Consider the following 21,933-nt stretch of genomic DNA (forward strand, 5'->3'; position numbering starts at 1 on the left):
ATCGCCAGCCGCGTGCCCTCGGGCCGCCCCGACCCATGGAGTGAGTGTCAATGAGCGGCGGACTCCCGTTTCCCGCATCCCGCAAGTCGTTGCCGTCCTCGACGGTCTTCCTGATCGTCGCCGCCGCCGCGCTGCTGTCCGGCTGCGGGCTGCTGCCGGTCCAGAACCCGCCCGCGCCGATCAGCGAGGCGCTCGTCGAGCCTGTCGAGGAAACCGCCGGCGAGCCGCTGACGATGCCGCCCGTGCCCGCGCCGACGCAACCGGAGGAACCGGAAGCGCCGAAGAAGCCGCACCGCGAAGTCGCGCGGCCAAAGCCCGTGCAGCGCCCCGAAACGCCGACCCCGCCGCCGCCTCCGCCCCCGCCGATCGTCGCGACGCGCGCGCTCGACCGCACGCAGATCCATGCGCTGCTCGACAGCGAAGTCGCGCGCCGCAACGGCAAGGTGGTCGGCCGCGCGGTCGACATGGTGGTCGACGCGGGCGGCAAGCCGCGCGAGATGGTCGTCAACCTGCAGGGCTTCATGGGGATCGGCGACCGCAAGGTCATCTTCCCGTGGAACGTGTTCCGCTTCACGCCGGGCGGCAAACAGGAGCCGATCGTGCTCGACGTGCCGTCGGGCGACCTGCCGCCGGCCGCGCGGCCGAAGGCCGTGCCGCTGTCGGGCTCGGCCGCGGCGTCGCCGGCGACGCGGCTGCCGATGCTCGACAGCGACGTCGAGCGCCCGAACGGCACGAAGATCGGCCGCATCGTCGACGTGCTGATCGACCGCGGCGCCCAGCCGCAGGCCGTCGTGCTCGACCTCGGCGGGCTCGTCAATACCGACCGCCGTTCGATCGCCGCGAGCTGGGGCGCGCTGCGCTTCGTCACGCGCGACAAGGCGCTGCACCCGCAGCTCGACCTGAACGACGCGCAGATCAAGGCAGCGCCGCCGTACGCGGCCGACAAGCCGATCGTCGCGGTCTTTCCGCCCGTTGCCCCGGCGGCAGCGGTGCCGGCTTCATCTGCGAGTGCCACCCGATGACGATCAAGCATTCCGTCAGCGCGCGCAGTCTCCGGTCCCTCGACTGGCTCAACTTTTTCGTTGCAAACGTTCAAACCGGGTTCGGTCCGTTCATCGCGTCCTACCTCGCGTCGCACAAATGGACGCAGGGCGAGATCGGCATGGTGCTGTCGATCGGCACGATCAGCGCGATGGTCAGCCAGGTGCCGGGCGGCGCGGCCGTCGATGCGCTGAAGAACAAGAAAGGCGCGGCCGCGTGGGCGATCGCGGCGATCATCCTGTCCGCGGTGCTGCTCGCGTCGAGCCCGACGATCGTGCCGGTGATCGCCGCCGAGGTGTTCCACGGTTTCGCCAGTTGCATGCTGGTGCCGGCGATGGCCGCGATCTCGTTCTCGCTCGTCGGCCGCGCCGACCTCGGCGACCGGCTCGGCCGCAACGCGCGCTGGGCGTCGATCGGCAGTGCGGTCGCGGCGGGCCTGATGGGGCTGACCGGCGAATACTTCTCCGCGCGCGCGGTGTTCTGGCTGACCGCCGTGCTGGCGCTGCCCGCGCTGTTCGCGCTCGCGATGATCCAGCCGACGCACCAGGTGATTCCGCAGTCGTCGAAGCCTGACGACCTCGACGAAACCGGCGAGCGCGAGACGCTGCTCGAACTGCTGCGCGACCGCCGGATGCTGATCTTCGCGGCCTGCGTCGTACTGTTCCATCTGTCGAACGCCGCGATGCTGAACCTCGCGGCCGGTGAAGTCACGGCCGGGATGGGCGAGAACGTGCAGCTCGTGATCGCCGCGTGCATCATCGTGCCGCAGGCGATCGTCGCGATGCTGTCGCCGTGGGTCGGCCGCTCCGCGCAGCGCTGGGGGCGCCGGCCGATCCTGCTGCTCGGCTTCTCCGCGCTGCCGGTGCGCGCGCTGCTGTTCGCCGGCGTCAGCAGCCCGTACCTGCTCGTGCCGGTGCAGATGCTCGACGGCATCAGCGCGGCCGTGTTCGGCGTGATGCTGCCGCTGATCGCGGCCGACGTCGCGGGCGGCAAGGGCCGCTACAACCTGTGTATCGGGCTGTTCGGGCTCGCGGCCGGGATCGGCGCGACGCTCAGCACGGCCGTGGCCGGCTACGTCGCCGATCACTTCGGCAACGCGGTCAGCTTCTTCGGGCTCGCGGCCGCCGGCGCGCTCGCGGTGCTGCTGGTGTGGCTCGCGATGCCCGAAACGCGCATCGGCAACGGCGACGCGACGGCCGACGAAGCGGCGGCCGCCTCGCCCGAACAGGCGCATTGACGGCGGCGCGCCGCCGCTACCCGCTTCTTGGCCGACGCACGATGGATACGATCAGGACACTCAACGAAGCCCGCCAGCAGATCCAGCAGTCGATCTTCGACCTGTTCAAGGGGCTGTCATTCACCGAGCGGCTCGCGCAGGGCGCGCTGATGGCGCTGCAGGCCGTCTGCGGCGCGTGCCTCGCGTATGCGATCGGCCGCGCGATGCATAGCGAGCAGGCCGTGTGGGCGGCGATCACCGCGATCGCCGTCACGCAGCACAACTACTCGGACACGATGTCGCTGTCGCGCGACCAGTTCATCGGCGCGATGGTCGGCGGCGTCCTCGGCTTCGCCGGGGCAGCGCTGGGCGGCGATCGCCTGGTCGCGTATGCGATCACGGTCGCGGTCGTGATCGTCTGCTGCTGGTGCCTGAACATCGGCAGCGCGGCACGGCTCGGCGGCGTGACCGCGACGATCGTGCTGCTGTTCCCGGGCAACGGCCCGCTGTGGGACGTTCCGCTGATCCGGCTCGGCGAAGTGACGCTCGGCACGGTGTGCGCGCTGGGCGTGTGCTGGGTGATGTCGAGAATCGAGCGGCGCTGGTTCCGCCGCGCGGCGGCGGCAAAGTGACGCGGCGCCGGGCAACGCGCCCGGCAGCCGGATGAACGATCGGAATGCTGCGTGGCGGTTGCGGACCGCGGGTTACCGGGTTACGGACCGACCCGTAGCACGATGCCCGAGCCGATCTGCACGAGCAGGTAGTCGCCGCCGACGCCGACCCAGTGATAGCCGCGCGGCGGCGCACTCAGGCGGTAGCCGCGCCAGTCGTCGACCACGTACTGGCGATCGCGGAACTCGTCCGGCAGCCGGTCGCCCTTGTGCCAGTCGCGACGCGGCCCGTCGGCCCAGCGCGGCGGCACGTCGTCGCGATGCATCGCCTGGCCGGGCGGCACGTGTTTCGGACCATGGCCGCGCTGCATGCCGTGCCCGCCGCGGTCATCGCGATCGCCGTGGTTGCCGTGATCCTGCGCCATCGCCGCGGTGGCGGCGCAGCCGGCCGCGATCAGTGCGGCCAGCATCATGCCGTGCATCTTCTTCATTGTCCTTCCCTCCGTGATGTCACGTCGAACAAGAAACGACCGGAACTGCCCGACGAAGACTAGCACACGGTATCGCGGCCCCATGAGCGCGCGTCACGCCGCCTGCTGCTGGTACTGGATCCGGTGCAGGTGCGCGTAGAGGCCGCCGTGGCGCAGCAGTTCGTCGTGGCTGCCCTCTTCGACGATCTTGCCGCCCTCGAGCACGAGAATGCGGTCCGCGCGCTCGATCGTCGACAGCCGGTGCGCGATCACCAGCGTCGTGCGGCCTTCCATCAGCCGCTCGAGTGCAGCCTGCACGTGGCGCTCCGACTCCGAATCGAGCGCCGACGTCGCTTCGTCGAGGATCAGGATCGGCGCGTCCTTGTAGATCGCGCGCGCGATCGCGAGCCGCTGGCGCTGGCCGCCGGACAACCGCATCCCGTTGCCGCCGACCAGCGTGTCGAGCCCGTCGGGCATCGCGGCGACCGCATCGGCGAGGTTCGCGGCCTCGAGCGCGGCCTGCACGCGCGCGCGGTCGGGCGTCTGCCCGTAGGCGACGTTCGCGGCGATCGTGTCGTTGAACAGCACGACGTCCTGGCTGACCATCGCCATCTGGCTGCGCAGCGCGTGGAGATCGTAGTCGGACACCGGCACGCCGTCGACCAGGATCGTGCCGTCCGTCGGGTCGAAGAAGCGCGGCAGCAGGTTCACGAGCGTCGTCTTGCCGCTCCCGGACGGGCCGGCCAGCGCGATCATTTCACCCGGCGACACCTTGAACGAGATGCGATCGAGCGTCGGCCGTTCGGCCGCGCCGTAGTCGAACGACACGGCGCGGAACTCGATCTCGCCGCGCGCCTGCGACAGCGGCCGCCCGCCGCCCTGCGGCTCGGCCGGCTCGTCGATCAGCCCGAAGATCAGCTCGGCGGCCGTCATCCCGCGCTGCAGCGGCTGGTTGACGTCGATCAGGTGCTTGAGCGGCGAGATCACCAGCAGCATCGCCGTGACGAACGCGACGAAACCGCCGACCGTCGTCTGGTCGTTCGACGACTGCACGACCGCGATCGTGATCACGACCGCGAGCGCGATCGACGCGAGGAACTGCGTGAGCGGCTGCGCGAGGCCGCCCGAGATCGTCATGCGCATCGCGTAGCCGCGCAGGCGCTTGCTCATCGTCGCGAAGCGGTCCATCTCGTACGCTTCGCCGTTGTGCACCTTGACGACCTTGTACCCGCCGACCGTCTCCTCGACGATGTACGACAGCTCGTTGGTCAGCGTCTGGTGCTCGCGGTTCAGCCGACGCAGCCGGCGGTTGATCTTGCTGACGAGCCAGCCGATCCCCGGCAGGATCACCGCGACGATCAGCGTGAGCCGCCAGTTCAGGTAGAACAGGTAGCCGAGCAGGAAGATCACCGTCATCGAATCGCGCACGAGCGTGACCATCACGCCCGTCAGCACCGAGAGAATCTGGTTGACCTCGAACACGATCGCATTGATCACCGTGCTCGCGGTCTCGCGCTGGAAGAACGACGCGCCGGTGTGGATCATCCGCTGGAACATCTCGAGCCGCAGTTGCAGCAGGATGCGGTTCGATACGTAGTTGAGCAGGTAATTCGATGCGTACTGCGAGACGCCGCGCACGAGCGCGAGGCCGATCACCGCGATCGGCACGTACCATTTCGCGTTGTCGCTGCCGTGCACGCCGAAGCCGTGGTCGAGCAGCGGCTTGAGCAGCGCCGGAATACCGGCTTCGGTGGCCGCCACGACGCCCATCGTCATCACGGCGAGCACGACGATACCGATCAGCGGCCGGATGTACGGCCACAGGCGCTTGAGGACCGTGACCGGCGAGGTGCCGGTGCCGTCCATCGATTTGCGAAGAGTGTTCTGGGTTTCCAAGGCAATCCTTCTTGAGCCGCGATGCGGCGCCCGGCGCGTGGCCGCCCGGGATTTCGCCCTTCTCGGGCGGGTGCTGAAAAGGGCTCAACATTATAGCTGCACCGCCCCCGCCGGCACGGTCGCCGCCGATGCGGCCCGCGGCCGGCCCGCAGGTATACTGCCGCTCACCGTTTTCTCCGCCTTTCCGACGATTTCATGGCTGAACCCTCCCTCGGCGTCGCCCTCATCGCCCTCAACGCATCCGCGCGGCTCGCGCAGTGTCTCGAGGCGCTGTCGTTCGCCGACGACGTCGTCGTGATCGACGGCGGCAGCACCGACGATACCGTCGCGATCGCGCAGGCGCACGGCGCGCGCGTGATCGTCGAGCGCGACTGGCCGGGCTTCGGCCCGCAGAAGAACCGCGCGCTCGACGCGCTCGGCACCGACTGGATCCTGTCGCTCGACACCGATGAAGTCGTCACGCCGGAACTCGCGCAGTCGATCCGCGACGCGATCCGCGCGCCGGCCGCGCAGGTCTATGCGCTCGACCGGCTGTCGAGCTTCTGCGGCCAGTGGATCCATCACAGCGGCTGGTATCCGGACTGGGTGCCGCGGCTGTTCCGGCGCGGCACCGCGCGGTTCTCGGACGACCTCGTGCACGAGCGCCTCGTGTTCGACACCGCCGCGCAGCGCCTGACCGGCAAGCTGATGCACTACTCGTACGAGGATTTCGAAACGGTCGTGCGCAAGCTCGACGCGTATTCGACGGCCGGCGCGCGCCAGCGCCGCGCGGCCGGCCAGCGCGGCGGCTTCGGCAAGGCGCTCGGCCGCGGCGCGTGGGCGTTCGTGCGCACCTACGTGCTGCGGCGCGGGTTCCTCGACGGCCGCGCGGGCTTCATGATCGCGGTGTTCAACGCGGAAACCGTGTACTACCGCTTCCTGAAGCTCGGTCACGAGCCGGCCCGCTAGGCGAGCACCGGCGCGCGGCCGGCCCGGCGTTACAATACCGGGTTGCGCACGCCGCGCGTACCCGCCCGAGCGGCTGCGCCGCGCGCCACGACGACCACCGAATCCGACCGCCATGTTCTCCATCATCATCCCGACCTGGAACAACCTGCCGTACCTCAAGCTCGTCGTCGACAGCCTGCGCCGGCATTCCGCGTACGACCACCAGATCATCGTGCACGTGAACGACGGCTCGGACGGCACGCTCGACTGGGTGCGCAACGAAGGGATCGAACACACCGCGTCGCCGACCAACATCGGCATCTGCCATGCGGTCAACCTGGCCGCCGCGCGCGCCACGCGCGACTACGTCGTCTACATGAACGACGACATGTTCTGCTGCCCGGGCTGGGACACCGCGCTCGTGCGCCGCATCGAACGGATGCCGACCGACCTGTTCATGCTGTCGGGCACGATGGTCGAGCCGGTCGACACGCGCAACCCGTGCGTGGTCGTCAGCAATTTCGGCCGCGACGCCGAGCAATTCGACGCGGCAGGCCTCGTCGCCGCGACCCCGAAGCTGGCGCGCGCGGACTGGCTCGGCTCGACCTGGCCGCCGACGCTCGTGCACCGCGACTGGTGGAACCGCATCGGCGGCTACAGCAGCGAGCTGTCGCCGGGCATGAGCAGCGACAACGACTTCTCGATGAAATTCTGGGACGCCGGCTGCCGGATCTTCGTCGGCGTCGGCGACAGCCTCGTGTACCACTTCCAGCAGAAGAGCACCGGCAAGATCGTCAAGAACGACGGCCGCCGCCAGTTCCTGAACAAATGGGGCATGACCCAGGCGACGTTCGACCGCTATTACCTGCATCGCGGCGAGCCGGTCGGCGCGCAAATCGCGCTCGATACGCCGGCAGTGGAAGGCCGCCTCAAGCGCGCGCTGTGGCGCTCGCGGATCAAGCGCGCGTTCAGCTGATCCAGCCCCGAAAACGGCACGGAAACCTGTCCTGCTTCGCGTATACTGCGCCGTTCGTCCCGGATCTCTCGCCGGGGTGGGCGACGCGGCGCGGTGCACGCTGTCCGCGAGCCGCATTCGTCCATACGACAGGTTCCGATGCTTTCGTTTTCCACTCCCGCCACGCGGCGCCTGACCGCCGCCCGTGCATTCGCCGTCGCCGCACTCTGCATGGTGCCCGTGTCGACCGCGCTGACCAACGTGTTCTGCGGGCTGTTCGCCGCCGCGCTGGTGATCTCGCCCGAATTCTGGCGCGACCTGCGCTCGTTCGTCACGGACCCGGCTTCGCTCGCGGCGCTGCTGATCCTGGCCGCGCTGGCCATGAGCGTCACCTATACGGTCGCGCCGCACAACAAGGCGTGGAACTGGGTCGCTAAGTACGACAAGCTGCTGCTGCTGCCGTTTGCCGTGCTCGCGTTCCGTCATTCGAACTGGGCGCCGATCGTGCGGCGCTGCTGGTTCGGTACGCTGTGCGTGATCCTGTTGCTGTCGACGACCAACTACCTCGGGCTGACCGGCATCGGGCCGGCATATGCGACCCAGCTGCCGCTGTCGCGCGCGTGGGTGTTCAAGAACCATATCGCCGCCGGCATGTTCGGCGCGCTGCTCTTCTACCAGGCGGCCGATCTCGCGCTGGCGGCCCGCACGGCGCTGTCGCGCGCCGCCTATGCGGGCGTCGCCGCGTGGTCGCTCGTCAACGTGTTCGTGATGCTGCAGGGACGCACGGGACAGGTCATCGCGCTGCTGCTGATCCTCGTCGTCGCGGTGCGCTTCGTGCTGTTGCTGCGCCGGCAGTCCGCGCTGCGCGCAGGGCTCGCCGCCGGCATGCTCGTATTGGCGGGCGTCGCGCTCGTGGTTGCTGCATGCACGGTTCACAACGGCCGGCTGACGAAGGTCGTGACGGAAGTGCAGCAATACCGGCAGAGCGATGCGATCACGTCGACCGGGCTGCGCCTCGAGTGGTACAAGAAGGGGCTCGAGTTGTATCGCCAGCGCCCCGTGATCGGCTACGGTGCGGGCGGCCTCGAATCCGAATTCGAAAAGCTCACGGCCGGCAAGACGGCCGCCGAAGGGCAGCTCACGTCGAATCCGCACAACGAATACCTGCTCATGGCCGTGCAGCTCGGTACGGTCGGCCTGCTGCTGTTCGTCAACCTGATCGTGCAGATCGCGCGCGGCAGCCGTGCGCTCGATCCGCGCTCGCGACACCTGCTGCTCGCATGGCTCGCGATCTTCGCGATCGGCAGTCTCGCGAATTCGCTGCTGCTCGATTTCGCCGAAGGGCACCTGATCGTGCTGCTGGCTGGTATCCTGCTCGGCTGCGGCGAACGCGGCGAAGCGCTGCCGCGCGAAACGTCGGCGATCCGGCGCAGCGTGTAACGCACGCCGGCATACGTTCCGCTGCCGTGCCCGGCTGAAGTGGGCGGCAGCGGACATCCACCATCGCGGCGGACGAGCCGCATGGCTCTCCGCGAAACAAGCCCCTTGCGAACGAAGAAAAACGCGCGTTTGCCGCGCGTCAGTCGGATCCGGCGCGGTGCAGCCGCGACGTGTCGACGACGATGTCGGCCGGGCCCGGCGGCTTCAGCCCGAGCATCTCGGCTGCCGCTGCTTTCACACGCTGCGCCCCGAGATGGGCGAGGCAGTCGCTGCGGCTGTCGACATGACGCTCGCAGCCTTCGTGCCGGCACGGCACGCAGTCGCCCTCCCCCTGCAGCAGCCACACGTTCCCGTGCCGGCCCGAGCCGCGCAGCGACCACGGATTCTCGGTCGCCGGCCAGTGCTGCGGCCACGGCCCCCAGCGCACGGGGTCCGACGGCCCGAACAGCGCGATCGTGTCGGTGCCCGTCGCGGCCGCGACGTGCGTCGCGCCGGTGTCCGGCCCGATGAAGAGCCGCGCGCGCCGCACCAGCTCCGCGCTCTCGCCGAACGTCAGGCGGCCGACCAGGTTCAGCACGTCGCCGCCTGCCTCGGCCACGACCTGCTCCGCATACTCGCGCTCGCGGTCGGCCGGACCGCCCGACAGCGCGACCGCGAAACCCTGCTCGCGCAGCCAGCCGATCATGTCGACCCAGCCGTCGAGCCGCCATTGCTTGTAACGGAACATCGGATACGGATGCAGCACGACCAGCGGCTTGCCGGCGCGGAGCGCGGGCGACTCGGCGAGCCACGCGTCGAAACGCGCGCGCCGCGCGGGATCGTCGCCGATGCCCGGCGCGACGACCTCGGACACCGGCTCGACGCCGATCACCGGCGCCAGTGCGAGCGTACTGACGACCGTATGCGCGGATTCGTGGTGATTGATCGCGATCCCGTTCAGCATCATCCGCGTGAGCCACGTGACGCGGTTCGGGTCGACGAGGCCGACCCGCTTGCGGCCGGCGAACCAGCTATAGAAACGCGGCCGGTCGGAACTCAGCGCCGCACACGCGAGATCGTAGCGGCGCCACATCGACAGCGCATCGCGCAGCCGCTCGCCGAACCCCGCGCGCTGCGCGACCACGATCACGCGCCGCACGTCCGGATTGTGCTCGAGCACGCCCTCGGTGCCGCGAAACACCAGCATGTCGATCTGCGCGTCCGGCCAGCGGGCCTTCAGCGACCGTACGAGCGGTGTCGTCAGCAACACGTCGCCGATACGGCGCGGCGCGGCAACGAGGATGGTTCTGGGCGGACGGGCGGAAGAAAACAGGGCCACGGCGATCGTCTAGCGGGCTGAACAAGGCTGGCAATGTACAGGATTTTGCAGCAGCCGGCGCGGCGCGGCGTCGCGCATCCGCCGTGCGGGCTGCCGCGATGCGGCTCCGGCGGCGGGCGTCGTGCAGTACGCGCCCGCGCGGCTCGTATCGCGCTACGAAGCGCTCGCCACGTTCGCGGGCGTCGTGACAGCAGCGGCCGGCTGCGCCAGCACGGTGCCGGCCGCGGGTGCGTCACGATGGCTGGCCTGCTGCAGCAGATGGCGGACCGCGCGCTCGACCGCATCGACACCGATCGCATCGACGGTCGGGCCCGCGCGCAGGATCACGTGCGGCACGCCGAGCGGATGCCAGCGCAGGTATTTCTCGGGACGGTCCTCGAACAGCGCGGCCACCGGCACGCCGAGCGCCGACGCAAGATGGACGGGCGCGCTGTCGGCCGAGACGATCGCATCGAGCAGGCTCGCGGCCGCCACCAGCTCGGCGACCGACGACGGCGCGACATGCCGCGCATTCACGTCGCGCCAACCCTGATCTTCGGCAGCGTGGCAGATGGTCGGATCGCGAAACACGATCACGTCGGCGACCGGCGCGAGCCGCTCGCCGAGGTCGCGCCAGCGGTCGGCGGGCCAGCGGCGCTCGACCGCCTTGTTCGTCACGAACAGCCCGACGCGCGGCTTCGTGCGCGCGCCGAGCAGCCGATGCCACGTTTCCTGCAGCGTGCGATCGGGATGCACCGACAGCTCGATCCGGTCGAGATCGGCGCAGCCGAGTTCGGGCATCAGGCGGAAGCCCGACAACGCTTCATGGCAGATCGGCCGCTGCGCGACATGCTCGGGCTTGCGATCGTCGAATTCGGTCTCGGCATCGTGCCAGCGGCAATCCTTCGCGCGAAGCTGACGCGCGAACTGCATGCTGCTGCGATGCATGCCGCCGTTCGGCACGATCACGAGATCGAACCGCATCCGGCGCAGACGGCGCACCAGGCGCAGCCGGTCGAAGAATGCGCGCATCCGCCCCGGACGGTCGTTGCGCTCGCACTGGCGGCTGTACACGTAGGTATGGATCGTATGCACGTCCGGGTTTCCGGCCAGCGCGGCCGCGTTGTAGCGGTTCGCGACCACATGCAGCTCCGCCGCCGGCCAACGCGCCTTCAGCGCGCGGAGAAACGCCGTCGTGCACAGCATGTCGCCCAGAAAATCAATCCGGATCACGAGGATCCGCTGCGTCGGGTTCCCATTGGCCATGGTCATGTGGTGACAATCAGTTTTTATCGTCGCGACGGGCCGTTCCACGGCATCCTGGTCCGCGGGCCTGCCATGCCGCGTTGGCGCACGCCGCATGGATCCGCCCCTGTTTACGCGCGCACTACGCGGCACTGCTCGCCGTGCGAACCTGCGGCAGGCGCCGCGTTCGGACGGTCAGCGCGGGATTGTATAGCGTCCGGATGGCCAGCCCAAGACCCCGCCTACCCGCGCACGTAAAAACGGCCCGCCGCACCGCACGATGGCGATGCGGCGGGCCGCTATGCGCGACACCCGCCGAAGCAGGGCGCGGTCAGTACGTGATTTCGACGACGCTGCCGTCGAACGCCGCGCGCAGCTCCGCCAGCAGCACGTCGCTCGGCTTCACGCGCCACGCGTCGCCCAGACGCATTTCGCCTTGCGCGCGCGCGTTGCTGTAGTGGATCTGGACCGCGAGCCCGTTCGGCAGCGGCGCCTGCGGGCGCCGACCGCCATCGCGCCCGCCGCCGCGCGGCGCGGGCGCGTCGACCACGTTCGCGGCGGCCGGATCGTCCTTCGACACGTGCGGCTCGAGCACGCGGCGCAGCGCGAGCGCGTCGGCGTTGCCGTTCATCGTCAGCCGCACGGCCTGCGCATAGCGGCTGCGTGCGCGTTCGAGGTCCATCACGGTATCGGCGGTGAAGCGAATGCCGCCGGTGAACGCATCGTTGCGCGCCTGCCCCTGCACGATCAGCAGCTCGTCTTCCTTGAACAGCGCCTTGTTCGCCTCGAAGTGTTCGTTGAAGATCGTGATCTCGCACTGCCCCGAGCCGTCGTCGAGCAACGCGATCAGCATCTTGCCGCGCTGCGTCATCTGCGTGCGCAGCGACGCGATGATGCCGGCGACGAGCTTGTCGCGCCCTTCCTTCAGGTCGCCGACCTTCTGCCGCACGAAGCGGCGCACTTCGTCGCGATACGCGTCGAACAGGTGGCCGGACAGGTAGAAACCGAGCGCGGCCTTTTCTTCCTGCAGGCGGCGCTTGTCGTCCCACGCGGGTTCGTCGACGAGTGCGTGCGCATGCGGCGACTCGGCGCCCATGTCGAACAGGCCGGCCTGCATCGCGTTCGCTTCGGCCTGATCGGCCGCTTCCATCGCGAGCGGCACCGATGCGAGCATCTGCGCTCGGTTCGGGTTCAGCGAATCGAACGCACCGGCGCGGATCAGCGCCTCGACCGTACGGCGGTTGACGACGCGCCGGTCGATCCGTTCACAGAAGTCGAACAGGTCGGTGAACGCCTTTTCCTCGCGCGCACGCAGAATTTCCTCGATCGCGTTCTGGCCGCTGCCCTTCACCGCGCCGAGACCGTAGCGGAGCGTGCGCGAGCGCTTGCCGTCGGCTTCCGCGACCGGCTCGAACCGGTAATGCGACTGGTTGATGTCCGGCGGCAGCACGGCGAGGTTGTTCACGACGCAGTCGTCGAACAGGATCTTCACCTTGTCGGTGTCGTCCATCGCGAGCGTCATGTTGGCCGCCATGAATTCGGCCGGATGGTGCGCCTTGAGCCACGCGGTGTAATACGCGAGCAGCGCATACGCGGCCGCGTGCGACTTGTTGAAGCCGTAGCCCGCGAACTTCTCCATCAAGTCGAAGATCTCGTCGGACTTCTCGCGCGTGAGGCCGTTCTTCGCCGCACCTTCGGCGAAGATCTCGCGATGCTTGGCCATCTCCTCGGGCTTCTTCTTGCCCATCGCGCGACGCAGCAGATCCGCGCCGCCGAGCGAGTAGCCGCCGATGATCTGCGCCATCTGCATCACCTGCTCCTGATAGACCATGATGCCGTAGGTCTCTTTCAGGACGGGCTCGACGCGCGGATCCGGATAGTCGACCTTCTCGCGGCCGTGCTTCCGTGCGCAGAAGCTCGGGATCAGGTCCATCGGGCCCGGACGGTACAACGACACGAGCGCGATGATGTCCTCGAAGCGGTCGGGCTGCGCATCCTTCAGCATGCCCTGCATCCCGCGGCTTTCCAGCTGGAACACCGCGACCGTGTTGGCCTTCTTCAGGATCTGGAACGACGCCGGATCGTCGAGCGGCACCTGCGCGAGCGACCAGTCGGCCTTCGACGGATCGAGGCGGCGGATGTAGCGCTCGGCCCAGTCGAGGATCGTCAGCGTCGTGAGACCCAGAAAGTCGAACTTCACGAGGCCGACGGCTTCGACGTCGTCCTTGTCGTACTGGCTGACCACGCCGCCGTCGTCGCCCTGCGTGTACAGCGGGCAGAAATCGGTCAGCTTGCCGGGCGCGATCAGCACGCCGCCCGCGTGCATCCCGACGTTACGCGTCAAGCCCTCGACGCGCTGCGCGAGGTCGAGCAGCTGGTGCACTTCGTCCTCGTGGTCGTAGCGCTCCTGCAGCTGCGGCTCTTCCTTCATCGCGTCGGCGATCGTCACGTGCTTGCCGGGCTTGAACGGAATCAGCTTCGCGATGCCGTCGGTGAACATGTAGCCGAGGTCGAGCACGCGGCCGATGTCGCGCACGGCCGCCTTCGCGGCCATCGTGCCGAACGTGGCGATCTGCGACACGGCGTCCGCGCCGTATTTCTCCTTCACGTACTGGATCACGCGATCGCGGCCGTGCTGGCAGAAGTCGATGTCGAAGTCGGGCATCGACACGCGTTCCGGGTTCAGGAAGCGCTCGAACAGCAGGTTGTAGCGCAGCGGGTCCAGATCGGTAATGCCGAGTGCGTACGCGACCAGCGAGCCCGCGCCCGAGCCGCGGCCCGGGCCGACCGGCACGCCGTTGTTCTTCGCCCAGTTGATGAAGTCCGCGACGATCAGGAAGTAGCCGGGGAAGCCCATCTTCGTGATGGTCCCGCACTCGAATTCGAGGCGCTTGTAGTACATGTCGCGCTGCGCGTCGCGCTCGGCTTCGACCGGATACAACTGCGCGAGGCGGGCCTCGAGCCCTTCCTTCGACAGCTGGACCAGGTAGTCGTCGAGCGACATGCCGTCCGGCGTCGGGAACAGCGGCAGTTTCGGCTTGCCGAGTTCGAGCTTCAGGTTGCAGCGCTTCGCGATCTCGACCGTGTTCGCGATCGCCGACGGCAGGTCGGCGAACAGCGCGGCCATGTCGGCCTGCGTGCGGAAATACTGGTCGGTCGTGAAACGCTTCTGGCGCCGCGGGTTCGCGAGGATGTCGCCTTCCGAGATGCACACACGCGCCTCGTGCGCGGTGAAATCGTCGTCGGTCATGAACTGCGTCGGGTGCGTCGCGACCACCGGCAGCTTCAGCGACGCGGCGAGCGTCGCGGCCTGCTGGATGTACGCCTCGGCGCCCGGCTGGCCGTAACGCTGCAGCTCGATGTAGAAGCCGCCCGGAAACACCCTCGCCCAGCGCTCGGCGTGACGGCGCGCGGCTTCTTCGTTGCCCGCGGCCAGCGCGAGCCCGATATCGCCCTGTTGCGCACCGGACAGCGCGAGCAGCCCCTGCGCGAGCTCGCCGTCGAGCCAGCTCGCGTCGAGTTCCGCGCGGCCGCGGTACTGGTTCGTGAGCCACGCCTTCGACAGCAGCTCGCAGAGATTCAGGTAACCGACCTTGTCCTTGACCAGCAGCAGCAGCCGCGACGGCTTGTCGCGGTCGTCCGGATTGGCGATCCAGACGTCGCAGCCGGCGATCGGCTTGATGCCCTTGCCGCGGGCTTCCTGGTAGAAACGGACGAGACCGAAGGCGTTGCCGAGATCGGTGAGCGCGAGCGCGCCCTGACCGTCCGCGGCCGCCGCCTTGACGATGTCGTCAATGCGCACGATGCCGTCGGCGATCGAGAACTCGGAGTGAACGCGAAGATGGACGAAGCGAGGATCTGACATGGGCGCTATTGTAGCCGCGTCGCCGCGCAGGCTGCCCAAAAAATGCCCGCTTTGGCCGTTCGGCCGATGCACGCGGCGACGCGTCGCGCGGCTGGCCGTTCGGCCGGGTACCGGTGCCCGCGCCGTTTGCGGGATAATACGGTTTTTCGAATCAACGCCCCGGCTTCGCACCCTTTTTTGCGGGCCGCCGTGCGGCCGTTTCCCGTCGGACCATCATGACCATCGTCAACCTCGCCGCCTACCACTTCGTCTCGCTCGACGCGAACGAGCAATGGCGCCCGCTCGTCACCGCCCGCTGCAACGAACTCGGCCTGCGCGGCACGATCCTGCTCGCGCCGGAAGGCATCAACCTGTTCATCGCCGGCACGCGCGAAGCCGCCGACGCATTCATCGCGTACATCCGCCACGATCCGCTGTTCGAAGGCAAGTTCGCGACGCTGCAGTTCAAGGAAAGCCTGTCCGACTCGCAGCCGTTCCGCCGCATGCTGGTGCGCCTGAAGCGCGAGATCATCACGATGAAGAAGCCCGCGATCAAGCCGGAGCTCGGCCGCGCGCCGTTCGTCGACGCGCGCACGCTGAAGGCGTGGCTCGACCGCGGCCACGACGACGCGGGCCGTCCGGTCGTGATGCTCGACACGCGCAATGCGTTCGAAGTCGACGTCGGCACGTTCGACAACGCGCTCGACTACCGGATCGACAAGTTCAGCGAATTCCCGGAAGTGATCGACGCGAACCGCGCCGACCTCGAAGGCAAGACGGTCGTGTCGTTCTGCACCGGCGGCATCCGCTGCGAGAAGGCCGCGATCCACATGAAGGAAATCGGCATCGACAACGTGTACCAGCTCGAAGGCGGGATCCTGAAGTACTTCGAGGAAGTCGGCGGCGCGCACTATCACGGCGACTGCTTCGTGTTCGACTACCGCACCGCGCTGAATCCGCAACTCCAGCCCACCGAGAACGTCACGTGCTTCGCGTGCCGCGCGGTCGTCACGCCGGACGCCCAACAATCGCCGAGCTACGTGCCCGGCAAGTCGTGCCCGGCCTGCGCGCAGGCAGCCAGCGCCGCGTAACGGCGCGCCGCACCGCGCCCCGCCGATGAACCCCGGCTATCGCGGCCGCTTCGCGCCGTCGCCCACCGGCCCGCTGCATTTCGGCTCGCTGGTCGGCGCGCTCGCGAGCTGGCTCGACGCACGCGCGCACGGCGGCACCTGGCTCGTGCGCATCGAGGATCTCGACGGCCCGCGCACGGTGCCCGGCGCGGCCGAGGACATCCTCGCGACGCTCGCGCATTTCGGCATGACGCCCGACGAACCGCCCGTCTGGCAGAGCGCGCGCGATGCGGCCTACACGGCCGCGCTCGAGCGGCTCGTCGCGGCCGGGCTCGTGTATCCGTGCGGCTGCACGCGCAAGGAAATCGCCGATTCGCTGCGCGCCGCCCATGAACGCCACACGACGCTCGCGTATCCGGGCACCTGTCGCACCGGCCTGCACGGCAAGTCCGCGCGCGCATGGCGGCTGCGCGTGCCGGACGGCGACGACGCGATCGTCACGTTCGACGACCGCTGGCAGCACACGCAATCGCAGAATCTCGCGACCGAAGTCGGCGATTTCGTGCTGAAACGCGCGGACGGCCAATGGGCGTATCAGCTCGCGGTCGTCGTCGACGATGCCGACGCCGGCATCACGCACGTCGTGCGCGGCGCCGACCTGCTCGATTCGACCGCGCGGCAGATCCATCTGCAGCGCTGCCTTGGTGTGCCGACTCCCGAGTATCTGCACGTGCCTGTCGTCGTCGATGCGAACGGAGAAAAGCTCAGTAAGCAGACCGGCGCGACGGCGCTCGAACGCAACGATCCGCTGCCGGCGCTGCGGGCCGCGGCCGCGCATCTCGGTCTGACGGATGATGGCGATCTACCGGGCCATACGATCGACGCGTTTTATGCAGCCGCGACCGATGCGTGGGCGCGTCGCTTCGGGCCGCGCGCCGGTTGACCGCTTGCACGACACCGGCGTGGCGACTCCGTTCCTGCATCCGTCAGCGGCGAATCCGATCGCATGAAAGCGTGACGGAAGCCTGAGCCCGCGTCCGCTGACGAGTCGGCATCGAAAAGCCCCGCCCCGCGCGGCAAGCAATCTCCCCCGCGCACGCCCCGTCCCCGATCGCGTCCCCCAATGAAAAACGGGCACATGCTCGTCGCATGCACCCGCTTGTCCGGCAGCGCTGACGCGCCGCCCCTGCGCTCCGCCCGGCTTACGCCGACGGCTTGCGCGGCATCCCGAACCCGCCGAGCAGCGCGGCGACCTGGCGCTTCGGCCCTTTCTTCTCGGGGTGCTGCGCGGGCTGCGCGTCGTCCGGCTGTTTCGCCGACGCCGACGGCTCGTACGGCTTCAGGAAGAAATCGTCGACCGGCGCTTCGTGGCGGCGATGATGGCCGCTGCGCTCGGGGCTGCCCGACCGGCGACCCGCTGCGCCGCGGTGCTCGTCGCGTTCGCGCCGACCGCCGCGTTCGCCACTGCGTTCACCACCGCGCTCGCTGTTGCGTTCGCCGCCGCGCTCGTCGTGACGCTGGCGTGCCGGCTTGTCGATCGTAAGCGTCTGCACGTCGAGCGGACGCTTGATCAGCTTCTCGATATCGGCGAGCTGCTTGCGCTCGTTCGGGCTGCACAGCGACAGCGCGTCGCCCGTCGCACCCGCGCGGCCGGTACGGCCGATCCGGTGCACATAGTCTTCCGCGCTGAACGGCAGGTCGAAGTTGATCACGGCCGGCAGCTCGGCGATGTCGAGGCCGCGCGCGGCCACGTCGGTCGCGACCAGCGCCTCGATCTCGCCGCGCTTGAACGCGTCGAGCGCCTGCATCCGCTCGAGCTGGGTCTTGTCGCCGTGAATCGCCGACGCGACCACGCCGTCGCGCTCGAGATTGCGCGCGAGGCGGCTCGCGCCGATCTTGCTGTTGCAGAACACGATCACCTGCTTGAGGCCGCGATCGCGCAACAGTTGCACGACGGCCGCCTGCTTGTCGCCTTCGGCGACGTCGTAGACGATCTGCGTGACGTTCGCGTTCGTCGAGTTGCTGCGCGCGACCTCGATCGTCTGCGGGTTGCGCAGGTAGGTCGATGCAAGCTTCTTGATTTCGCCCGAGAACGTGGCCGAGAACAGCAGCGTCTGACGCTCCTTCGGCAGCAGGTTCAGGATGCGCTGCAGATCGGGCAGGAAGCCCATGTCGAGCATCCGGTCGGCTTCGTCGAGCACCAGGATCTGCACCTGGCCGAGGTTCGCCGTCTTCTGCTGCACGTGGTCGAGCAGGCGGCCCGGCGTCGCGATCAGGATCTCGACGCCGCGGCGCAGTTCGGCCGATTGCGGGTTCATGTCGACGCCGCCGAACACCACCGCGCTGCGCAGCGGCGTGTGCTTCGCATACGCGTGCACGTTCGCGGCGACCTGGTCGGCGAGTTCGCGGGTCGGCGTGAGAATCAGCGCCCGCACCGGGTGGCGCGCCGGGGACGCGCTCGTGTTGGCTTGCGGCAACAGGCGCTGGATGATCGGCAGCGAGAAGCTCGCGGTCTTGCCGGTACCCGTTTGCGCGGCGCCCATGACGTCGCGGCCGGCGAGCACGACCGGAATGGCCTGCGCCTGGATCGGCGTCGGCGTCGTATAGCCCTGCTCCACAATGGCTTTCAGGATATCGGGGGCAAGGCCGAATTGATCGAAGGTTGCGTCGACGGGCTTGGCGACAGAATCGGACATGGTGGCGTTTCGCTCAAAAGGCGCGGCGGGGACATCGTGCGTCAGGCCGGCCGGGCCTGCGCTCATCACAATTCGGAAATAGACGGAGCCGCGGCGCGCCGCGCGGCGCCGCTCTGGCGCTTGGGACCGGTTCAATGCGAACGCTGGACGCCAGGCCGTGCGGACTCCGTTCGGCGCGAATGCCGGCGGAAAGGGCCGTATTGTAGCACCGTGCGGGCATCTGTCCGTGACAACGCCGCGAACGGCCCGACGGCGGCTCGTGCAGCGGGTCTGCGCAGGCCCGTGCGGGCGAGCGGTTGGCCGACCGGGGTAGCCGTATCGGCCGGTGAACAATATTAGGGGCTCGATCGAGGAATCTCGCATCAGCATGTCTGCCGTCGGCCACGCGCTACCGGCCTTCAGCCCAGCGCAGCCGGTCCACCCGGGCGAATACGTTCCGCGCCCGCGCCCGCCGCTCAGCCCTTCTTCTTTTTCTTCTCGACCTGCACGCAGTCGCCCAGCAGCGGCGGCGACTTCGGGCCGGCGATCTCGTCGCGCAGCGTCGCTTCCTTGCCCTTCGTCCACCACGTATAGCGGCCGGCCTGGTAGCGCGCGCCCGACGCCGACACCGTGTCGACGAACAGCATCTGCTTGCCGTCGACCGGCACGAGCGCGAAGCTCTGGCCGTTGCCGGCGAGCCAGTACGACACGCGCACCGGCGCCTTGTGGTTCGCGCACTGGTAGACGGTGGGCTGGCGCGCGTCGGCGTCGATTTCTTCGACGGTCAGTTGCGCGGCATGCGCGACGGAAACGGCGCTGCCGGCGAGCGCCAGCGCGGCGAGGGTTGGGCGAATCATGCAGGTCCTCTCACGAGACGGGGGGAAACGCGCCGTCGTACGGCGCGGTTATTGTCAGTGGAAAAATGCGCGGCGAACGGAATCAGGGGTCGATCACATCTGCGCACGCATCGGTCGGCGCGGCGGCGACATGGCCGACGAGCGGCACGATCTTGAGTCCGGCCGACGCCACCCGGCACGGCGCGGCCGCGAGGCCGCAGCCCGCGAGACTCGCGACGAGCGCCAGCGCGGCGCCCAGCTTTCCGATACGCAACCATCTCGACGCCATCGCCCTCTCTCCTCGTTCCGTCAGCGCGCCGACACGGGCCGCACGGCCGCGGCGGCGCGCTTCGCGCGTTCGCGGGCTTCGTCGACGGTCGCGCCGGTTGCCAGCGCGACGCCCATGCGCCGCTTCGCAAAACTTTCCGGCTTGCCGAACAGGCGCAGGTCCGCGCCCGGCACCGCGAGCGCGTCGCGCACGCCCTCGAACGCGATCCCGCGCTCGTCGAGCCCGCCGTAGATCACCGCCGACGCGGCCGGCGTGCCGAGCGCCGGATCGACCGGCAGCCCGAGAATCGCCCGCGCGTGCAGCTCGAATTCCGACTGGCGCTGCGACGCGAGCGTGACGAGGCCCGTATCGTGCGGCCGCGGGCTCACCTCGGAGAACCATACGTCGTCGCCGCGCACGAACAGCTCGACGCCGAACAGCCCGCGCCCGCCGAGCGCCTCGGTCACCTTGTGCGCGATCTCGCGCGATTTCTCGAGCGCCGCCGCGCTCATCGGCTGCGGCTGCCACGACTCGACATAGTCGCCCGCCACCTGCACGTGGCCGACCGGGTCGCAGAAATAGGTATGCGTGTCGAACGTCGCCGGGTCGATCGCGCGCACGGTCAGTTGCGTGATCTCGTAGTCGAAATCGACGAAGCCCTCGACGATCACGCGGCCATGGTTCACACGCCCGCCCGCCATCGCGTAGTCCCACGCGGGTTTCACGTCGGCGTCGGTCTTCACGACCGACTGCCCCTTGCCCGACGACGACATCACGGGCTTCACGACGCACGGCATGCCGATCTTCGCGACGGCCGCGCTGAAGGCCTCGAACGAATCCGCGAATGCATACGGGGAAGTCGGCAGGCCGAGCGCCTCGGCCGCGAGCCGGCGGATCCCTTCGCGATTCATCGTGAGCTGCGTCGCGCGCGCGGTCGGGATCACCTCGGCGAGGCCGGCCGCCTCGATCGCCGCGAGCGCGTCGGTGGCGATCGCCTCGATCTCGGGGACGATCAGGTGCGGGCGCTCGGCCTCGACGACCGCCCGCAGCGCGGCCGGGTCCGTCATGTCGATCACGTGCGCGCGATGCGCGACCTGATGGCCGGGCGCGTCCGGATAGCGATCGACCGCAATGACTTCGACGCCGAGACGCTGCAACGCGATGATGACTTCCTTGCCGAGCTCGCCCGCGCCGAGCAGCATGACGCGCGTGGCCGAGGGTGAAAGCGGCGTACCGAGCCGCTGACCGATCTGCATGTGATTTCCCGCTGGTTCTGTTGGAGGACGAAAACGGCTTCGATGTTAACACGGGCATCCGGGCCGGTTCGGGCGGTTTGGCCGCGCCCGCGCCCGGTCGCGCGAGGCCCGTGGGCGGCCTGCGAACGTTTTCACGCGCGAAGTGTCGGCTCGCCTGCCGCGGGGCGGGTGCGTTACTCTTACGCCTTGATCAGAATCCGAAGAGGAACGAGGCTCATGTCCCACCTGTCCGCCGCCGCACGCGCACGCACCGGCCTGCTTCGCCCGTTGCGCGCGCCGCTCTGCGCGTTGACGCTTGCCACGCTTCTCGCCGCCTGCGCGATGCCGACCCATCCCGATTCCGCCGCCCCCGCGCCCGACCCGTACAACCCGGCCGCCGTTCAACTGCTCGACGACACGAGCTGGGAACTCACCAGCTGGGTGAACGCCGACGGCACGCAACGCGCGATCCCGCACGGCGACAACGGCGAGCCGATCAAGCTCGCGCTGTCGACCGATTCCGGCATCCGGCGCGCGAGCGGCTTCTCGGGCTGCAACCGCTACATGGGCACCTACGCGGTCAAGAACGGCCTGCTGAGCTTCGGCCCGCTCGCCGGCACGCGAATGGCCTGCCCGAACACGCTGGGCGGCCAGCTCGAAGCCGCGTACCTCGACGCGCTCGCCCACGTCGAGAAGACCGGCGTGCAGATGCGCGCGCCCCAGCAATTGCAGATCGTGACCCAGGCCGGCGCAACGCTGACGTTCACGCACCGGAGCCCCTGATGCACGGCGCGCGCGAAGGTCGACCGACCGCCTTCGCGTGGCGCGCCACGCGCATGTGCGACCCACGTGCGTCGCGCGGCGTGAATCGGAATCACGCCGCGTTAGAGTCTTGGTCGCCAGCCGG

The 21,933-nt window shown here is 69.0% G+C and carries 18 protein-coding genes; 9 read left to right on the top strand and 9 right to left on the bottom strand.

All coding sequences use genetic code 11. From position 1 onward, the window contains the following. Window positions 1-50 precede the first annotated feature (50 nt). From HWX14_RS30650 to HWX14_RS30660, 3 genes are read left to right on the top strand one after another with little or no spacing between them, the layout of a single operon-like run. Complete coding sequence (locus HWX14_RS30650) at window positions 51-1,022, top strand: PRC-barrel domain-containing protein (RefSeq protein WP_175885992.1); 972 nt, start codon at window positions 51-53, stop codon at window positions 1,020-1,022. After that, on the top strand, window positions 1,019-2,278 hold the full coding sequence (locus tag HWX14_RS30655; RefSeq protein ID WP_175885993.1) for an MFS transporter: 1,260 nt from the start codon (window positions 1,019-1,021) through the stop codon (window positions 2,276-2,278). The genes HWX14_RS30650 and HWX14_RS30655 overlap by 4 nt, the downstream gene beginning before the upstream one ends. A 41-nt stretch (window positions 2,279-2,319) precedes the next feature. Beyond that, window positions 2,320-2,889, top strand: coding sequence for an FUSC family protein (locus HWX14_RS30660; RefSeq protein ID WP_175885994.1), 570 nt, complete (start codon window positions 2,320-2,322; stop codon window positions 2,887-2,889). An 80-nt stretch (window positions 2,890-2,969) separates the two neighbouring features. On the opposite strand, the gene HWX14_RS30665 is transcribed toward HWX14_RS30660, so the two are convergent. Both HWX14_RS30665 and msbA read right to left on the bottom strand, forming a co-directional pair. Continuing rightward, the gene (locus HWX14_RS30665; RefSeq protein ID WP_175885995.1) at window positions 2,970-3,359 is read right to left on the bottom strand and encodes an RcnB family protein; all 390 of its coding nucleotides are present in this window, start codon (window positions 3,357-3,359) and stop codon (window positions 2,970-2,972) included. Between the two features lie 93 nt (window positions 3,360-3,452). Next, window positions 3,453-5,204, bottom strand: coding sequence for a lipid A export permease/ATP-binding protein MsbA (gene msbA / locus HWX14_RS30670; protein ID WP_175886162.1), 1,752 nt, complete (start codon window positions 5,202-5,204; stop codon window positions 3,453-3,455). A gap of 225 nt (window positions 5,205-5,429) precedes the next feature. Here msbA and HWX14_RS30675 point away from each other — a divergent pair, with 225 nt between their 5' ends. From HWX14_RS30675 to HWX14_RS30685, 3 genes are all read left to right on the top strand, one after another. Next, the gene (locus HWX14_RS30675) at window positions 5,430-6,182 is read left to right on the top strand and encodes a glycosyltransferase family 2 protein (protein ID WP_175885996.1); all 753 of its coding nucleotides are present in this window, start codon (window positions 5,430-5,432) and stop codon (window positions 6,180-6,182) included. 112 nt (window positions 6,183-6,294) lie between these two features. Then, window positions 6,295-7,137, top strand: a complete 843-nt coding sequence (locus HWX14_RS30680; protein WP_175885997.1) for a glycosyltransferase — start codon at window positions 6,295-6,297, stop codon at window positions 7,135-7,137. Window positions 7,138-7,275: 138 nt separating this feature from the next. Next, window positions 7,276-8,556 carry an O-antigen ligase family protein gene (locus tag HWX14_RS30685; RefSeq protein ID WP_175885998.1) on the top strand — a complete coding sequence of 427 codons (1,281 nt, stop codon included), beginning with the start codon at window positions 7,276-7,278 and terminating at the stop codon, window positions 8,554-8,556. A gap of 139 nt (window positions 8,557-8,695) precedes the next feature. Here the strand turns inward: HWX14_RS30685 and HWX14_RS30690 are convergent, their stop codons facing one another. The 3 genes from HWX14_RS30690 to dnaE form a co-directional block, all read right to left on the bottom strand. Next, a complete protein-coding gene (locus HWX14_RS30690; protein ID WP_175885999.1) occupies window positions 8,696-9,874 on the bottom strand; it encodes a glycosyltransferase family 9 protein in 1,179 nt (392 codons plus the stop codon). A gap of 153 nt (window positions 9,875-10,027) precedes the next feature. Then, complete coding sequence (locus tag HWX14_RS30695; protein WP_175886163.1) at window positions 10,028-11,119, bottom strand: glycosyltransferase family 9 protein; 1,092 nt, start codon at window positions 11,117-11,119, stop codon at window positions 10,028-10,030. 310 nt (window positions 11,120-11,429) lie between these two features. Then, the gene (dnaE, locus tag HWX14_RS30700) at window positions 11,430-14,963 is read right to left on the bottom strand and encodes a DNA polymerase III subunit alpha (RefSeq protein ID WP_175886000.1); all 3,534 of its coding nucleotides are present in this window, start codon (window positions 14,961-14,963) and stop codon (window positions 11,430-11,432) included. 215 nt (window positions 14,964-15,178) lie between these two features. On the opposite strand from dnaE, the gene HWX14_RS30705 reads away from it, so the two are divergent. Both HWX14_RS30705 and gluQRS read left to right on the top strand, forming a co-directional pair. After that, window positions 15,179-16,033, top strand: a complete 855-nt coding sequence (locus tag HWX14_RS30705; protein WP_175886001.1) for a sulfurtransferase — start codon at window positions 15,179-15,181, stop codon at window positions 16,031-16,033. Between the two features lie 25 nt (window positions 16,034-16,058). Next, window positions 16,059-16,955: a tRNA glutamyl-Q(34) synthetase GluQRS gene (gene gluQRS, locus HWX14_RS30710; RefSeq protein WP_175886002.1), complete on the top strand. Its 897-nt coding sequence runs from the start codon at window positions 16,059-16,061 to the stop codon at window positions 16,953-16,955. A 259-nt stretch (window positions 16,956-17,214) separates the two neighbouring features. Here the strand turns inward: gluQRS and HWX14_RS30715 are convergent, their stop codons facing one another. From HWX14_RS30715 to purT, 4 genes are all read right to left on the bottom strand, one after another. Further along, window positions 17,215-18,774: a DEAD/DEAH box helicase gene (locus tag HWX14_RS30715; protein WP_175886003.1), complete on the bottom strand. Its 1,560-nt coding sequence runs from the start codon at window positions 18,772-18,774 to the stop codon at window positions 17,215-17,217. Between the two features lie 389 nt (window positions 18,775-19,163). Beyond that, window positions 19,164-19,544: an MliC family protein gene (locus tag HWX14_RS30720; protein WP_175886004.1), complete on the bottom strand. Its 381-nt coding sequence runs from the start codon at window positions 19,542-19,544 to the stop codon at window positions 19,164-19,166. Between the two features lie 82 nt (window positions 19,545-19,626). Further along, window positions 19,627-19,812, bottom strand: coding sequence for a DUF6726 family protein (locus tag HWX14_RS30725; RefSeq protein WP_006497052.1), 186 nt, complete (start codon window positions 19,810-19,812; stop codon window positions 19,627-19,629). 20 nt (window positions 19,813-19,832) lie between these two features. Then, window positions 19,833-21,047: a formate-dependent phosphoribosylglycinamide formyltransferase gene (purT, locus tag HWX14_RS30730; RefSeq protein ID WP_175886005.1), complete on the bottom strand. Its 1,215-nt coding sequence runs from the start codon at window positions 21,045-21,047 to the stop codon at window positions 19,833-19,835. A 216-nt stretch (window positions 21,048-21,263) separates the two neighbouring features. Between purT and HWX14_RS30735 the strand changes: the two genes are divergently transcribed. Beyond that, window positions 21,264-21,809, top strand: a complete 546-nt coding sequence (locus HWX14_RS30735; protein WP_175886006.1) for an META domain-containing protein — start codon at window positions 21,264-21,266, stop codon at window positions 21,807-21,809. The last annotated feature ends 124 nt before the right edge of the window (window positions 21,810-21,933 follow it).

Origin of the sequence: Burkholderia sp. BCC0044 (assembly GCF_902832955.1) — a bacterium.
Lineage (GTDB): Bacteria > Pseudomonadota > Gammaproteobacteria > Burkholderiales > Burkholderiaceae > Burkholderia.

Excerpts from the sequence above, each read along its gene's own strand:
- HWX14_RS30725 (WP_006497052.1), bottom strand. The coding sequence starts at position 19,812 with ATGGCGTCGAGATGGTTGCGTATCGGAAAGCTGGGCGCCGCGCTGGCG.
- HWX14_RS30680 (WP_175885997.1), top strand. The coding sequence starts at position 6,295 with ATGTTCTCCATCATCATCCCGACCTGGAACAACCTGCCGTACCTCAAG.
- HWX14_RS30735 (WP_175886006.1), top strand. The coding sequence starts at position 21,264 with ATGTCCCACCTGTCCGCCGCCGCACGCGCACGCACCGGCCTGCTTCGC.
- HWX14_RS30675 (WP_175885996.1), top strand. The coding sequence starts at position 5,430 with ATGGCTGAACCCTCCCTCGGCGTCGCCCTCATCGCCCTCAACGCATCC.
- HWX14_RS30660 (WP_175885994.1), top strand. The coding sequence starts at position 2,320 with ATGGATACGATCAGGACACTCAACGAAGCCCGCCAGCAGATCCAGCAG.
- HWX14_RS30705 (WP_175886001.1), top strand. The coding sequence starts at position 15,179 with ATGACCATCGTCAACCTCGCCGCCTACCACTTCGTCTCGCTCGACGCG.
- HWX14_RS30655 (WP_175885993.1), top strand. The coding sequence starts at position 1,019 with ATGACGATCAAGCATTCCGTCAGCGCGCGCAGTCTCCGGTCCCTCGAC.
- HWX14_RS30715 (WP_175886003.1), bottom strand. The coding sequence starts at position 18,774 with ATGAGCGCAGGCCCGGCCGGCCTGACGCACGATGTCCCCGCCGCGCCT.
- msbA (WP_175886162.1), bottom strand. The coding sequence starts at position 5,204 with ATGGACGGCACCGGCACCTCGCCGGTCACGGTCCTCAAGCGCCTGTGG.
- gluQRS (WP_175886002.1), top strand. The coding sequence starts at position 16,059 with ATGAACCCCGGCTATCGCGGCCGCTTCGCGCCGTCGCCCACCGGCCCG.
- HWX14_RS30685 (WP_175885998.1), top strand. The coding sequence starts at position 7,276 with ATGCTTTCGTTTTCCACTCCCGCCACGCGGCGCCTGACCGCCGCCCGT.
- dnaE (WP_175886000.1), bottom strand. The coding sequence starts at position 14,963 with ATGTCAGATCCTCGCTTCGTCCATCTTCGCGTTCACTCCGAGTTCTCG.
- HWX14_RS30650 (WP_175885992.1), top strand. The coding sequence starts at position 51 with ATGAGCGGCGGACTCCCGTTTCCCGCATCCCGCAAGTCGTTGCCGTCC.
- HWX14_RS30665 (WP_175885995.1), bottom strand. The coding sequence starts at position 3,359 with ATGAAGAAGATGCACGGCATGATGCTGGCCGCACTGATCGCGGCCGGC.
- HWX14_RS30695 (WP_175886163.1), bottom strand. The coding sequence starts at position 11,119 with ATGGCCAATGGGAACCCGACGCAGCGGATCCTCGTGATCCGGATTGAT.
- purT (WP_175886005.1), bottom strand. The coding sequence starts at position 21,047 with ATGCAGATCGGTCAGCGGCTCGGTACGCCGCTTTCACCCTCGGCCACG.
- HWX14_RS30720 (WP_175886004.1), bottom strand. The coding sequence starts at position 19,544 with ATGATTCGCCCAACCCTCGCCGCGCTGGCGCTCGCCGGCAGCGCCGTT.